16 protein-coding genes are annotated in these 14,336 nt (G+C 64.7%); 8 read left to right on the top strand and 8 right to left on the bottom strand.

Going from position 1 to position 14,336, the window contains the following annotated elements:
* The first annotated feature begins 41 nt into the window (after positions 1–41).
* From rsmA to blaOXA, 3 genes are read left to right on the top strand one after another with little or no spacing between them, the layout of a single operon-like run.
* Positions 42–884 (top strand): 16S rRNA (adenine(1518)-N(6)/adenine(1519)-N(6))-dimethyltransferase RsmA, encoded by an 843-nt coding sequence (gene rsmA / locus O4H53_RS19330; protein ID WP_269366401.1) that lies wholly within the window; start codon positions 42–44, stop codon positions 882–884.
* The gene (locus tag O4H53_RS19335; RefSeq protein ID WP_269366403.1) at positions 881–1,462 is read left to right on the top strand and encodes a hypothetical protein; all 582 of its coding nucleotides are present in this window, start codon (positions 881–883) and stop codon (positions 1,460–1,462) included. Before rsmA ends, O4H53_RS19335 begins: the two co-directional genes overlap by 4 nt.
* 2 nt (positions 1,463–1,464) lie before the next feature.
* Positions 1,465–2,289: a class D beta-lactamase gene (gene blaOXA / locus O4H53_RS19340; protein ID WP_269366405.1), complete on the top strand. Its 825-nt coding sequence runs from the start codon at positions 1,465–1,467 to the stop codon at positions 2,287–2,289.
* 258 nt (positions 2,290–2,547) lie between these two features.
* Here blaOXA and O4H53_RS19345 read toward each other — a convergent pair whose 3' ends face one another.
* From O4H53_RS19345 to prfA, 3 genes are all read right to left on the bottom strand, one after another.
* Positions 2,548–3,210, bottom strand: a complete 663-nt coding sequence (locus O4H53_RS19345; RefSeq protein ID WP_269366407.1) for a DUF4167 domain-containing protein — start codon at positions 3,208–3,210, stop codon at positions 2,548–2,550.
* A 209-nt stretch (positions 3,211–3,419) separates the two neighbouring features.
* Positions 3,420–4,256 carry a peptide chain release factor N(5)-glutamine methyltransferase gene (prmC, locus tag O4H53_RS19350; RefSeq protein ID WP_269366409.1) on the bottom strand — a complete coding sequence of 279 codons (837 nt, stop codon included), beginning with the start codon at positions 4,254–4,256 and terminating at the stop codon, positions 3,420–3,422.
* Entirely contained in the window at positions 4,253–5,308 is a 1,056-nt protein-coding gene (gene prfA / locus O4H53_RS19355; RefSeq protein WP_269366411.1) for a peptide chain release factor 1, read from the bottom strand. The genes prmC and prfA overlap by 4 nt, the downstream gene beginning before the upstream one ends.
* Before the next feature lie 62 nt (positions 5,309–5,370).
* On the opposite strand from prfA, the gene O4H53_RS19360 reads away from it, so the two are divergent.
* Positions 5,371–5,658 carry a hypothetical protein gene (locus tag O4H53_RS19360; RefSeq protein WP_269366413.1) on the top strand — a complete coding sequence of 96 codons (288 nt, stop codon included), beginning with the start codon at positions 5,371–5,373 and terminating at the stop codon, positions 5,656–5,658.
* Here the strand turns inward: O4H53_RS19360 and O4H53_RS19365 are convergent.
* From O4H53_RS19365 to O4H53_RS19380, 4 genes are read right to left on the bottom strand one after another with little or no spacing between them, the layout of a single operon-like run.
* Complete coding sequence (locus O4H53_RS19365) at positions 5,605–6,015, bottom strand: DUF1499 domain-containing protein (protein ID WP_269366415.1); 411 nt, start codon at positions 6,013–6,015, stop codon at positions 5,605–5,607. The two genes, O4H53_RS19360 and O4H53_RS19365, sit on opposite strands and share 54 nt — an antisense overlap.
* Before the next feature lie 47 nt (positions 6,016–6,062).
* Complete coding sequence (gene speB / locus O4H53_RS19370; protein WP_269366417.1) at positions 6,063–7,010, bottom strand: agmatinase; 948 nt, start codon at positions 7,008–7,010, stop codon at positions 6,063–6,065.
* Positions 7,007–7,972, bottom strand: coding sequence for an agmatinase (gene speB, locus O4H53_RS19375; protein WP_269366419.1), 966 nt, complete (start codon positions 7,970–7,972; stop codon positions 7,007–7,009). The genes speB (O4H53_RS19370) and speB (O4H53_RS19375) overlap by 4 nt, the downstream gene beginning before the upstream one ends.
* 3 nt (positions 7,973–7,975) lie before the next feature.
* A complete protein-coding gene (locus tag O4H53_RS19380) occupies positions 7,976–9,145 on the bottom strand; it encodes a M20 aminoacylase family protein (protein ID WP_269366420.1) in 1,170 nt (389 codons plus the stop codon).
* A 64-nt stretch (positions 9,146–9,209) separates the two neighbouring features.
* On the opposite strand from O4H53_RS19380, the gene mazG reads away from it, so the two are divergent.
* Genes mazG through O4H53_RS19400 form a run of 4 tightly spaced genes read left to right on the top strand, consistent with a single transcriptional unit; the run spans position 9,210 to position 12,885 of the window.
* Positions 9,210–10,031, top strand: a complete 822-nt coding sequence (mazG, locus tag O4H53_RS19385; protein ID WP_269366422.1) for a nucleoside triphosphate pyrophosphohydrolase — start codon at positions 9,210–9,212, stop codon at positions 10,029–10,031.
* Between the two features lie 57 nt (positions 10,032–10,088).
* Entirely contained in the window at positions 10,089–11,030 is a 942-nt protein-coding gene (locus O4H53_RS19390) for a nucleoside hydrolase (RefSeq protein ID WP_269366424.1), read from the top strand.
* A complete protein-coding gene (locus tag O4H53_RS19395) occupies positions 11,027–11,476 on the top strand; it encodes a GNAT family N-acetyltransferase (RefSeq protein ID WP_114276517.1) in 450 nt (149 codons plus the stop codon). Before O4H53_RS19390 ends, O4H53_RS19395 begins: the two co-directional genes overlap by 4 nt.
* A complete protein-coding gene (locus O4H53_RS19400) occupies positions 11,473–12,885 on the top strand; it encodes a protein adenylyltransferase SelO (protein WP_269366425.1) in 1,413 nt (470 codons plus the stop codon). Before O4H53_RS19395 ends, O4H53_RS19400 begins: the two co-directional genes overlap by 4 nt.
* Positions 12,886–12,894: 9 nt before the next feature.
* Here O4H53_RS19400 and O4H53_RS19405 read toward each other — a convergent pair whose 3' ends face one another.
* Positions 12,895–13,803 (bottom strand): DMT family transporter, encoded by a 909-nt coding sequence (locus O4H53_RS19405; RefSeq protein WP_269366427.1) that lies wholly within the window; start codon positions 13,801–13,803, stop codon positions 12,895–12,897.
* Between the last annotated feature and the right edge of the window lie 533 nt (positions 13,804–14,336).

The raw sequence follows: 14,336 nt of genomic DNA on the forward strand, positions 1-14,336 counted from the left end.
ACACCTATCCCGGCGCCGCGTCCGGGCGCAGGTCTCCCCGCATGAGCGCCATCGATTCCCTGCCGCCCCTGCGCGAGGTGATCCAGACCCATGGTCTCTCGGCGCGCAAGTCGCTGGGGCAGAACTTCCTGCTGGATCTGAACCTGACCGCCAAGATCGCCCGTCAGGCGGGCAATGTCGCGGCATGCGACGTGCTCGAAATCGGGCCCGGCCCCGGCGGGCTGACACGTGGACTGCTGTCAGAGGGGGCGCGCCATGTGCTGGCCATCGAAAAGGACAGCCGCTGCCGCCCCGCATTGGAAGAGATCGCCGCCGCCTATCCCGGCAGGCTGACAGTGCTCGAAGGCGACGCGCTGGACATCGACCCGCTGGCCCATCTGACGCCGCCGATCCGGGTGGCGGCCAACCTGCCCTATAATGTCGGCACCGAGTTGCTGATACGCTGGCTGACCCCGCGCGACTGGCCGCCCTTCTGGGAAAGCCTGACCCTGATGTTCCAGCGCGAAGTGGCCGAACGCATCGTGGCGCTGCCGGGCAGCAAGGCCTATGGCCGCCTCGCCCTGCTGGCGCAATGGCGGGCAGAGGCGCGGATCGTCATGCATCTGCCGCCCGGTGCCTTTACCCCGCCGCCCAAGGTCTCCTCTGCCGTGGTCCATCTGACCGCCCTGCCGGAACCGCGTTTTCCGGCTGATGCGGCAGTGCTGAACCGCGTGGTCGCCATGGCCTTCAACCAGCGCCGCAAGATGCTGCGCTCGGCGCTCAAGGGCATCGCCCCCGATATCGAGGATCTGCTGAAGGCCGCAGGCATCGCCCCGACCGAACGCGCCGAACAGGTCCCGCTTGAAGGCTTCTGCGCCCTCGCCCGCGAAGTGGCAAAACGATGATCCGCTGGCTTGCCGCGCTGGCGCTGCTCTGCGCGCTTGTCGCCTGCGCCCCCACCGGCCCCTCACAGGGGTCGCGGGCGGATGTGGCGGCGCTGACCCGGGCCTTGCAGGCGATGTCCCCCGGCGTCGACCCGGCAGAGGCCGCACGGGCCGCCGATCTGAGCTACCGCTATACCTTTCAACTGGCGCAGCAGTACCAGATCACCGATGCGCCGCTCGTGCATAACGCCAAGGTCAACGCCGGGAAAAAGCCGCGCGGGCTCTGCTATCACTGGGCCACGGACATGGAGCATCTGCTCAACCAGGCCGGCTTCGAAACGCTTGAGATCCAGCGCGCCATCGCCAATGCCGGAAACCCGATCCTGATCGAACATTCCAGCGCCGTGATCACCGCCAAAGGTGCCCCGATGCAGGCGGGCGTCATCATCGACCCCTGGCGTCAGGGCGGCACATTGTTCTGGTCGCCGGTGCTGCAGGACCGCCGCTATGACTGGAAGGAACGCAGCGCGGAACTGCACCGCCTCGGGCGGGTCACCTATATTAACGCTGACGGCACCGCCTCCCTGCAACCGGAGTAATCATGCCCCGCATCCCCCGCCCCCTCCTGCCCGCAGCACTGGTGCTCGCCGCCGGCATCGGCATGGCCTCCGCCACCGGGGCGGAAACCCTCTGCACCCTGGTGATGGATGCACAAAGCGCCGCGATCCTTCTTGAGCAGGGCGACTGCAACACGCGGGTCACCCCGGCCTCGACCTTCAAGATCCCGCTGGCGGTGATGGGGTATGATGCAGGCATCCTGGAAGATGCCCATGCGCCTCTGCTTTCCTACCGCCCCGGCGAACCGGACTGGGGTGGCGACAACTGGACCCGCGACACCGATCCGACCGATTGGCTGACCTATTCGGTGGTCTGGTACTCGCAACGGATCACCGCCGCCCTGGGCCAGCACCGGCTGACTGACTATGCGGTGGCATTCGACTACGGCAATGCGGATTTTTCCGGTGATGCAGGTTTTGACAACGGCCTGGAACGCGCCTGGATCGCATCCTCGCTGAAAGTGTCACCGCTTGAGCAGGCGGGCTTCCTGCGCGCCCTGCTGCGCGATACCCTGCCCGTCACCCCCCGGGCCATGGCACAGACCCGCGCCATCGTCGAACAACGCACCGTCGAAGGCTGGACCCTGCACGGCAAGACCGGCGGTGCCTACCCGCGCCGGGCAGACCGCAGTTTCGACTATGCGCGCGGCTGGGGATGGTATGTCGGCTGGGCAGAGATGGGCAAACGCAGGCTGATCTTTGTCAGGCTGACACAGGACGACCGGCGTCATAAGCTGTCACCGGGCATCCGCACCCGCGACGCGTTTATCGGGAAATGGCCGGAACTGGCCCGGAGCCTGCAACCCTGATTTCCTGAACATTCATTGCCGAGACCGGGCCAGGGAAAGACCCGGCAAAGCGCCTATAGCGCTTCGGGATATACCTGAATCACTTGTTCGCTGCCTCTCCCTGCGGTCGAACGCGAAAAGTGATGTTGGATGTTTCAAGTTAATCCCGAAACGCTGTAAAGCGTCATGCGAAGAACCAGTCTCACGTAACGCTGCCTGAAATCAGAGATTTCAACGCGTCACGTCATGCCTGATACGTCAGGACTTTCGTCAGACGCTTTATTCCGCAGCCTGGCTCGGATCGCTGCTGTCGCTCTCCGCCTTGGGCTTGCGACGATAGGTGCGCTTGGGCTTGGGCTTGCTTTCCGGCGTTTCCACCAGACCGCTGCTGTCCTGATCGTCGTCATCGCTGCCGCCGGTCACGAAATCGGGCAGTGACGCAGGATCGCTCTGTGCCGCCGGTTTCCTGCTGCGCTTGGGCTTTTCAGGCGCAGGCTGCTTGGCCTCTTCGACCACCGGCTGCTGATCACCACCCGGCTGGGGCTGATCGCCCGGATGGCTGTTGTTCTGATTGTTGTTCTGCTGATTCTGACTGCCGTCGCGCTCCTGACGCTCCGACCGCTCGCGGTCGCGTTCGGCCTGACGCTCGCGGTTCTGGCGCTCCTGCTCCTCGCGGCGCTGGTCAATCTCGCGCTGCGCTTCGGACAGCAGGCGCAGGTAATGCTCCGCATGCTGCTGAAAGTTTTCTGCCGCAACGCGGTCGTTGCTCAGCTGCGCGTCGCGGGCAAGCTGATTGTATTTCTCAATCACCTGCTGGGGCGTGCCGCGCACCTTGCCTTCGGGACCGCTGCTGTCAAAGACGCGGTTGACGACATTACCGCCGCTTTGCGGCTGCCGGTTGCGGTTATTCTTGGACCGGGACCGTGATCTGCTGGATTTCATGAAATGATATCAGTCTTTGGTGAGTTGTCAAAAGAACCGGTGCAGCGATCATCGCCAAATTGCACCCGATTGCGAAAGATTGTTGGGCTTACCGCCGCGCGGGACCGCCAAAGGCATCCACCGCTGCAACACCTTCGATAAAACATGGGAGGGGCGACAGGGCAAGGGCAAAGTGGAGAAAATTAAATAAAGTGGCCCGTTTCCGCCACTCAGGCCGGGTTTGCGGCCCTTACCACCCGTGCGCGCCCGCCCAGATCATGGGCCAGATGCACGTCACCCCAGCCGGCGCGCCGGAAAATCTCCTGCACCGCATCGCCCTGCTGCCAGCCGATTTCCACCAGCACCCGGCCGGTTGCGGTCAGATAACCCTGCGCCTCCGCCGCAATGGTCCGATAGGCCGAGAGCCCGTCCGCCCCGTCGGTCAGCGCGATGCGCGGCTCGTGGTCACGCAGCTCGGGCGCCACGTCGGCCATTTCATCGGCAGCAAGGTAAGGAGGATTGGACACGATCAGGTCAAAGCGCCCCTCAACCGCATCGAACCAGTCCGATTGCCGGATATCCGCCCGCGCCGCCACCCCATGCACCATGGCATTGGCGCTGGCCTGCAGGCAGGCCCCCTCCGACAGGTCGATCCCCAGCCCCGTCGCCTCTTTCCGCTCCGCCAGCAGGGTCACGAGGATGCAGCCCGACCCGATGCCAAGGTCCAGCACCCGCGCGAAAGGCGCAGCAAGCGCCAGTTCGATCAGCGTCTCGGTTTCCGGCCGCGGGTCCAGCACATCGCGGCTGACCTTGAAGTCGCGGCCGTAAAAGGCCCTTGCGCCCACCAGCTGGCTGACCGGCACCCGCACCGCCCTGAGCGACACCAGCCGCTCGAACCGCTCCGCGATTTCGGGCGCCACCTCTTCCGGGGCAATCAACGTCACCCGCCCCGCATCCACCGATGCGGCATGGGCCAGCAACAGCCGCGCATCGCGGGCCGGGTCCGGCACGCCCGCCGCCCTCAGCCGCGCCGCAGCCGCCGCCATCAGGGCGCCCGCGGTGGTCATGCGTTCATCGCCGCAAGCTGCCGCGCCTGGGCATCCGCCGTCAGCGCATCCACGATCTCGTCCAGATCGCCCTGCATCACCGCATCCAGCCGGTAGAGCGTCAGGTTGATCCGGTGGTCGGTCATCCGCCCTTGCGGAAAATTATAGGTCCTGATCCGCTCCGACCGGTCACCGGAGCCGACCTGCGCCGCCCGGTCGGCTGAACGTTCACTGTCCACCCGCGAGCGTTCCATGTCGTAAAGCCGCGCCTTGAGCACCTGCATCGCCTTGTCCCGGTTGCGGTGCTGCGATTTCTCGGAAGAGGTCACCACGATGCCCGTCGGGATATGGGTGATCCGCACGGCGGAATCGGTTGTATTGACGTGCTGCCCCCCGGCACCCGAGGACCGCATCGTGTCGATGCGCAGGTCATTGGCATTGATCTCGATATCCACGTCCTCGGCCTCCGGCAGCACCGCGACTGTGGCGGCAGAGGTGTGGATGCGCCCGCCGCTCTCGGTGCTGGGCACCCGCTGCACCCGGTGCACGCCGCTTTCGAACTTGAGCCGGGCAAAGACATTCTGGCCGGTGACATGGGCCACCACTTCCTTGACCCCGCCCAGCTCCGTCATCTGACTTTCGATCAGGTCGAACCCCCAGCCGCGCGCCTCGGCATAGCGCTGGTACATCCGCAGCAGATCCGCCGCGAACAGGGCCGCCTCATCGCCCCCGGTGCCGGGCCGGATTTCCAGCATCGCGGGCTTGGCATCCGCCGCATCGCGGGGCAAAAGCGCCAGTTGCAGCGCCGCCTCCGCCTTCGGCAGCGCCTCCTTCAGCGTCGGCAATTCCTCGCGCGCAAGCTCGGCCATCTCCGGGTCGGCCAGCATCGCCCTGGCCTCCTCCATGTCCTTGAGCAACTGGCGGTAATGGTCGATCTGTTCCACCACCGGCTTCAGATCGGCATATTCCTTGGCCAATGCGGCAAAATCGGCCCCGCCGGACCCGGCAGACATGGCGGCTTCCAGGTACTGGAAGCGCTGGGTGATCTGCAAAAGACGGTCCATGGGTATCATCGTCAGGGATGTCGCCGATGGAAAGGCTTTGGTCAAGGGCCGCCGCGTGCTATAATGGCCCCATGTTTCGCGCCACGCTTCTCCTCGGGCTCATCGCCCTGCCTGCCGTCACCTGGGGTGATGTCACCTCGCCCAGCGGCAAGACGGTTGATTGCTATTGCACCGACCGCAACCACAACCGCGTCGAACTGGGCGAAACCATCTGCCTGCAGGTGGATGGGCGCATGTTCATGGCGCAATGCCAGATGTCACTGAACGTGCCGATGTGGCGCGAGGTGCAAAAGGGCTGCCTGTCCTCAGAGCTGGGCCAGCCAGCCTTTAATCCGCTTGGCGTTTACCCCGAAATCTGAGCGGCCGAAGCGCAGCCTGCCAAAGACTTCGAGAATCCCGTCATCCAGCGTTACTGTGGTGTAATCGGGAAAGCCGATCCAGCGGGTGCGGCTGATATAGGTGACCTGCCCGTCCGCGACAGACCCGGCCAGAACTTGCGTCCCCTGGGTGTCGCGGATGATCCGGTCCAGCTGCGCCAGCCTGGCAGGCCCCGCCGCCCCCACATCCTCGCGCCAGATAAAGCCGCCCTCCAGTTGCGTCTCGCCCAGCGGCGCGCCGGCCGCCGCATGATGCCAGCGCATCACGTTATGCGGCGCCAGCCGGACATAGCCCAGCAGCCCGCCGAGCAGGATGATCAAAATCAAGATGAAATACATGCGCACCCCGCTCTCTCATTGTTCCAAAAATACACTCTTCCGCCCTCTCAGCGGTAGGCCACCCCCGGCAGGACGCACAACAGCTCGAAAAGCAGGTTCGCCCCGGTCAGCGCCGTATTGCCCGATGTATCGTAGGGCGGCGACACTTCAACCATGTCGGCCCCCACAATGTTCAGCCCGCGCAGCCCCCGGATCAGCTCCAGCGCCTGCATGGTGGTCAACCCGCCGATCTCCGGCGTGCCGGTGCCGGGGGCAAAGGCCGGATCAAGGCTGTCGATGTCATAGGTCACATAGGTCGGCAGCGCGCCGATGTCGCGGCGGATCTCGCCGCTCAGCGCCGACAGGCTGCGCCCCCAGAGCTCATGCGCCGGGAACTGCTGAAATCCCCAGCCCGCCGCCTCGGTAAAATCATCCGCCCCGTACCCCGTCCCGCGCAAACCGATCTGATAGACTTTCGAAGGGTTTATCAGCCCTTCTTCATGTGCCCGGCGGAACACGGTGCCATGGGTCTCCCGCTCGCCGAACATCTCATCGTTCACATCCGCATGGGCATCCACGTGGATCAGCGCCACCGGCCCGTGGCGCCGTGCCATGGCCCGCAGGATCGGCAGGGTGATGGAATGATCGCCGCCGATCGCCAGCGGAATGGCATCATAGTTGAGGATCGCGTCATAACTCTCTGCAATAATGCGCAAACTGTCGCTCAGCGAAAAGGTGTTGATTGCCAGATCACCAATGTCGGCCACCTGCAAACTGTCAAAGGGGGCCGCCCCGGTGGCCAGGTTATAGGGCCGCAGCATGGCGCTTTCGCTGCGCAGCTGCTTGGGGCCAAAGCGCGTGCCGGAGCGCCAGGAGGTGCCGATATCCATCGGCACGCCCAGCACCGCCACATCCAGCCCGGCCAGATCGTTCACCGATGGCAGCCGCATGAAGGTATTCGGCCCCGAAAACCGCGCCAGGTCGTTGCCGCTGATGGGTTGATTCTTGCCGCTCATGCCGTCCTCATCCGGTGCCCCAGCAGACAAAGGATCTCCGTCGCCACATGCGCCCCGGCAATCGCCGTGGCCCCGGTGGTGTCAAAGGGCGGAGAGACCTCGACGATGTCGCCGCCCATGATGTTGATCCCCGCCAGATCGCGCAGCATGATCGCACATTGCGCCGATGTCAGCCCGCCCCAGACCGGCGTGCCGGTGCCGGGGGCAAAGGCCGGGTCCAGCGCGTCGATGTCGAAGGTCAGGTAACAGGGCCGGTCTCCCAGCACTTCCTTGATCTTCGCCACGGCAGCGGCAGGCCCGTTTTCATGCACGTCGCGGGCGTCGATGGTGGTCACCCCCAATGTATCGGGGTTGGTGGTGCGGATGCCCACCTGAACGCTTGTCGCCGGGTCCACGACCCCCGATTTCACCGCCTTGTAGAACATCGTGCCATGGTCGATCCGCTCCATGTCGTCATCCGGCCAGGTGTCGGAATGGGCATCGAACTGCAACAGGCTGATCGGGCCGTATTTCTCTGCATAGGCCTTGAGGATCGGAAAGCTGATGTAGTGATCGCCGCCCAGCACCACAGTTGCGGCACCGGCATCCAGAATCCCCTTGATATGCGCCGTGAGGGCGGCGGGAAACTGCGAAACATGGCCATAATCAAAGGCCAGATCGCCATAATCCGCGATGGCAAATTCGCTCAGCACGTCGAAATCCCAGCCATAGGGCGGATCATAGGGTTGCAGCGCGCTGGCCTCGCGGATGGCGCGGGGGCCAAGGCGGGTGCCGGTGCGGTTGGTCGCCGCCTGGTCAAAGGGCACGCCGGTCACGGCGATGTCCACGCCGCTGAGATCCTTGGTATAGCGCCGCCGCAGAAAGGACGTGGCCCCGCCAAAGGCGTTCTCGAAACTCGGCCCCTTCAGATCGTCGCGGGTAAAGGCCTGATCGACCTGGGTTTTCGCGTCTTCCAGCGCCATTTGTCAGCTCCCTGCCATGGGTTGCGCCCGCTCGACCAGCCGGGCAAAGAAGGATGCGCCGATGGGCGCGATCTCATCGTTGAAATTGTATTTCGGGTGATGCACGCCTGCGCCCTCACCCTGGCCCAGCAGCAGATAGGCCCCCGGTCGCGCCTCCAGCATATAGGAAAAATCCTCTGCCCCCATCACGGGCGCGAAATGGGTTTCCACCCCGGCATTGCCGGCCACTTCTTCCGCGACCGCGGCGGCGAAACCGGTGCTTGCGGGGTCATTGACCGTGGGCGGATAGCCGAATTCAAAATCCAGCTCCGCCCGCAGGTCAAAGCTGGCGGCATGGCCGTCCACGATGGCCTGCATCCGGCGTATGACCATGGCCTGCACCTCCTTGTCAAAGGTGCGCACGGTGCCGTTGATATAGACCTCTTCGGGGATCACATTGTCGGTGGTGCCGGTGTGGATCTGGGTGGTGGAGATCACCAGTTGCGACTGCGGGTTGGTGTTGCGGCTGACGATGGTCTGCAGCGATTGCACCAGCGCGCAGGCGGCCACCACCGGGTCGATGCATTCATGGGGCCGCGCGCCATGGCCGCCCTGCCCGGTCAGCCGGATGGTGAAGGTATCCGCCGCCGCCATGATCGGCCCGGCGGTGGTGTGGAACCGTCCGAAATCCAGCCCCGGCGCATTGTGCAGCGCATAGACCTGGGCGATGTCGAACCGGTCCATGACACCTTCGTTCACCATGACCTCGCCGCCGCCGCCGGCCTCTTCCGCGGGCTGGAACAGCAGCGCCACACGGCCCGCGAAATTGCGCGACTCGGCTAGGTATTTCGCCGCCCCCAGCAGCATCGCGGTATGGCCGTCATGGCCGCAGGCATGCATCCTGCCCGCATGGGTGCTGGCATAGTCCAGCCCGGTTTCTTCGAGAATCGGCAGCGCGTCCATATCGGCGCGCAACCCGATGGTGGGGCCCACGCCCTGCCCGTTGATGATGGCCACGATCCCGGTCTTTGCCACCCCTTCGTGCAATTCGTCCACGCCGAATTCGCGCAGCCGCGCCGCGACAAAGGCCGCCGTCTCATGGCACTCCAGCCCCAGTTCCGGGATGGTGTGCAGATGCCGCCGCCAGGCGGTCATATCCTCGCTGAAATCGGCGATGCGGTTGACAACAACCATGGGCTGGACTCCTCGTACGTAAAAACTCACCTTCGCATCTGACACCAGACAGGACCCGGCTGCAATGGCACAAGATCTTATCCACGACCCAGAGGCAGGCATCGAACGGCTGCTCGAAATCATGCGCCGGCTGCGCGACCCGCAAACCGGTTGCCCCTGGGACATCGAACAGGATTTTGCCAGCATTGCCCCCTATACGATTGAGGAAGCCTATGAGGTTGCAGATGCCATCGCGCGCAGCGACTGGGCCGAACTGGAAGGCGAATTGGGCGATCTGCTGCTGCAGACCGTCTATCACACCGAGATGGGCAGCGAGGCGGGGCATTTCACCTTTCAATCCGTGGTGCGCAACATTTCAGACAAGATGGTGGCCCGGCATCCGCATGTCTTTGGCGATGAATCCCGCGACAAATCGGCCGAGCAGCAAACCGCCGACTGGGAGGCGATCAAGGCGCGGGAACGTGCCGGAAAGGCGCAGAAGGGCGCGCTTGACGGTGTGGCGGTCGGCCTGCCCGCCCTGCTGCGCGCCTACAAGCTGCAGAAACGCGCCGCGCGGGTGGGATTCGACTGGCCCGACACTGCCGAGGTGATTGCCAAGATCGCCGAAGAAGCCGCCGAACTGGTCGAAGCCCGCGACACGCTGAGCCAGGCGGAAACCGAAGAGGAATTCGGCGACCTGATGTTTGTCATGGCCAACCTGGGCCGCCATCTGGGGCTGGACCCCGAGGCGGCATTGCGCGCCGCCAATGCCAAGTTCACCCGCCGTTTCGCCGGCGTCGAGGCGCAGCTTGCCGCGCGGGGCAAGCGGCCCGAAGACAGCACGCTGGAGGAGATGGATGCGCTCTGGGACGCGGTGAAGGCCCGCGAGCGCGAAACCGCAACCTGACCCCGCCCCCTTTCGTTCCGCCACCAAACGCCCTATTTCAGCCAAAAGGATTTTCCCATGCCCCCTCGCAAGATCATCATCGACACGGACCCCGGCCAGGACGATGCCGTCGCCATCCTGCTGGCGCTGGCCAGCCCGGAGGATATCGAGGTGCTGGGCATCACCTGCGTCGCGGGCAATGTGCCGCTGGACCTGACATCGAAGAACGCGCGCATCGTCTGCGAACTGGCGGGCAAGCCGCAGGTCCGGGTCTTTGCGGGCTGCGACCGCCCGCTGGGCCGCGATCTGGTCACCGCAGAACATGTGCACGGCAAGACCGGCCTCGACGGTCCCGACCTGCCCGATCCCGAGATGCCGCTGCAGGACGGCCATGCGGTGGATTTCATCATCGACACCCTGCGCGCCGAGCCTGCCGGCAGCGTCACCCTGTGCCCGCTCGGGCCGCTGACCAATATCGCCACGGCTTTCGAGAAAGCCCCGGACATCGTGGCAAAGGTGCAGGAGATCGTCCTGATGGGCGGCGGCTATTTCGAGGGGGGCAACATCACGCCCACGGCGGAATTCAACATCTATGTCGACCCGCAAGCCGCTGATATCGTTTTCAGATCAGGGGTGCCGCTGGTGGTCATGCCGCTGGATGTGACCCATAAGGCGCTGGTGACCAAACCGCGCAACGATGCCTTTCGCGCGCTGAACACCCCCGCAGGCATCGCGGTGGCGCAGATGACCGACTTCTTCGAGCGTTTCGACAAGGAGAAATACGGCTCCGAAGGCGCGCCGCTGCATGATCCTTGCGTCACCGCCTATCTGATCAAACCGGAGCTTTTCACCGGCCGCCACATCAACGTGGAGATCGAGGTGACATCGGAACTGACCATGGGCATGACCGTGGCCGACTGGTGGCGCGTCACCGACCGCGCGCCCAATGCGATGTTCATGGGCGGGATCGACGCCGACGGCTTCTTTGCCCTGCTGACAGAGCGTCTGGCACGGCTATGAGCGCCTCGCTCACCCTCGGCAAGCCGGAGCATCTGGACAAGCTGCTGGCGCTGGTCGCGGCCTTTCACGCCGAGGAAGGCATCGAACTGACGGAGGAGGCGCGCCGCGCCGGTGTGGCCCCGCTGCTGGAGGGTATCCCCTATGGTGCGGCCTATCTGATCGGCCCGCCGCGTGCGCCCATCGGCTATATCGTGATCACCTTTGGCTGGTCGGTGGAATTCGGTGGGCTGGATGCGATCATAGACGAGCTTTACATCCGCCCCGGCGTGCGCGGCCGCGGCATCGCCTCCGAAGCGCTGATCGCCCTGCCCCGGGCGCTGGCGGGCGGCGGGCTGCGCGCCATCCACCTGGAAGTGGACCAGACCAACGAGGCCGCCAAGAAACTCTATCGCCGCGCTGGATTCGCCCCGCGTGACAATTATGTGTTCATGTCGAGAAAGCTATGAAACCGCTGACCTTTGACAACAGCTATGCCGCCCTGCCGCAGGCCTTTTACAGCCGGTTGAACCCGACACCGGTCAAGGCCCCCCGGCTGCTCGCCTTCAATGACGACATGTCATATTTGACGGGTCTTGATGGCGTGCCGCCCGAGGACCGCGCGGCGGTGTTCAGCGGCAATCAGCTGCCGGAAGGCGCCGCACCGCTTGCACAGCTTTATGCGGGCCACCAGTTCGGCACCTACAACCCGCAGCTGGGCGATGGCCGCGCGATCCTGCTGGGCGAGGTGCTGGGCCGTGACGGCATCCGCCGCGATATCCAGCTCAAGGGCTCCGGCCCCACCCCCTATTCGCGCATGGGCGACGGCCGTGCCTGGCTTGGTCCGGTGCTGCGGGAATATCTGGTCAGCGAGGCGATGCATGCGCTTGGCATCCCCACCACCCGTGCGCTGGCCGCTGTCGCCACGGGCGAGGACATCTGGCGCGAACAGGGCGCCCTGCCTGGTGCCGTGCTGACCCGCGTGGCCCGCAGCCACCTGCGGGTCGGCACCTTTCAGGTCTTTGCCCACCGGGGCGAGGTCGAGAACCTCAGGACCCTGACCGCCTATGCGATCCGGCGCCATTACCCGGATGCCAAGGGCCCGATGGACCTGCTGCGCGGGGTCTGCGCCGCCCAGGCCAGCCTGATTGCACAATGGATGTCCGTGGGTTTCATCCACGGGGTGATGAACACCGACAATGCGGCGATTTCCGGCGAAACCATCGATTATGGCCCCTGCGCCTTCATGGATGCCTTTCACGCGGGCCGGGTGTTCAGCTCCATCGACCAGCAGGGCCGCTATGCCTATGGCAATCAGCCCAATATCGCGGTCTGGAACATGGCGCAGCTGGCGACGGCCCTGATCCAGCAGATGGACGACAAGGATGCCGCTGTCGAGGAAGCCACCGAAGTGATCCATGCGATGCCCGGGCAGATCGAAGAGGCCTGGCGCAGCCGTTTCGCCGCCAAGCTGGGCATTGCCACGCCGGTGGCGGATGACACGGCATTGATCGAGGATCTGCTGGCGCTGATGCAGAAGGACGGCGCGGATTTCACCAACAGCTTCCGCGCCCTTGGCAAAGAGACCGCCCGCGATCAGTTCACCGACCGCGCGGCCTTTGACGCCTGGGCAACCCGCTGGCGCGACCGCATCGCATCGGAGCCGGCACCTCTTGCTCTGATGCAGGCCACAAATCCGGCGGTGATCCCGCGCAATCACCGGATCGAGCAGATGATCGAAGCTGCCGTTGCGGGCGACATGGCCCCCTTTGAGCGGTTGATGAAGGCGCTCTGCACGCCGTTCGAGGAAACCGCCCCCGAACTTGCCCGCCCCCCCTCGCAGGACGAAATCGTGCCCGCGACCTTCTGCGGGACCTGAGCCGCCCGGTTACACGGCGGGCGGGACGGCCTTTTTCACCCGCGGCCTGCGGTTGATCAGATAGATGCCCGCGGCGACCAGCGCCAGCGCCCCCCAGACCGATGCGGTCACCTCTTCCGACAGCAGCAGCCAGCCCAGGATCACCGAAAACACCGGCGACAGAAAGCTGAAGGAGGCCACCGAGGATGCCGGGTAGATCGACATCAGCCAGAACCACGCGAGGAAACCGAAGCTGGCCACGGCGATGATCTGGAACAGGATACCGGCAATATGGACCGGCTCGATCTGGCGGATCAGCGGACCGAACAGCGGCGCGATCAGCAGCAGGATCGGGCCGGATATCGCTACCTGGAACATGAGCTGCTGCGCGGGCGGCACCTCTGACAGCGGTGTGATCCGCACGCAGAGCACGATCCCCGCCCAGCAGAGCGCTGCCGCCAGTGCCAGCAGATCGCTGGTCCAGCTGGCCCCGGCCGCATCCCTGTCCAGCAGCGCAATCGCCACGCCCGCCACGGCCATGATCAGGCCCAGCACCTTGAACCGGGTCAGCCCCTCGCCCGGAAACAGGAAATGCGCCAGGATCGCCAGCCAGACCGGCATCGTATAGAGGATCACCGAGACGCGGCTGACGGTGGACATATCCAGCGCGATGAAAAGGCACATGAATTCAAAGGCAAAGAACAGGCCCGACAGGATACCGCCAAACCACGCCCGGCGCGGGACCTGCAGCGACACGCCGCGCAGTTTCATCCAGATCAGCAGCACCACGACCGCACCCGCCGAGCGCAGACCGGCCGAAAACACCGGGTTGAACCCGCCTGCGGTGACCTTGACCACCACCTGGTTGAACCCCAGGTGAAGGGCAAAGACGACCAGCGCCACCGCCCCGAAGAGGTCCATATGATCCTTGCGTTCCATGGCCACAACAACGGTCAACGGAACCGGGAAGTCAATGCGTGATCAAACCGTTGCCGTTGTATCGCCAACACCCGCCACGCCTCCGGCGCTCTCTGGACATTGGCGATGCTTCGTTTCAACGAAAACCGGAAATGCGCTGGCTCACAGGAGCGGCGTGCAAAGCGGATGTCCACGGCTGGCGCAGCGAACGACCGAACAGAGTCCGAAGCGACGCAAGGCGCAAGCCGGGCCAGCGCCTGCCCGGGGTGGGCGATACTGACCTTGGCTCATGCCACTTTATTTCTCAACCGTGATGAATCCTAACGAGGGAACAACTAGCCTCACCAAATCGCCTACCCGAGGGGCGGGCAGGCGATGGCCCGGCGCCTTCGGCTTGTTCCGGCCTGGGTGCCAGTGATCGACGGCAGCAAAGTCCGCTTCGCGGAACGTCACCCACTCCGTGCCGAAGGTCCGGTCCGGATCAGAAATGCCGTTGTTTCGCCTCGCTTTTGCGTGGCATTCGACAAGGCCCCCGGTCCTTTTACAAATCACGA

The organism is Sulfitobacter sp. G21635-S1 (genome assembly GCF_027213915.1).
Lineage (GTDB): Bacteria > Pseudomonadota > Alphaproteobacteria > Rhodobacterales > Rhodobacteraceae > Sulfitobacter.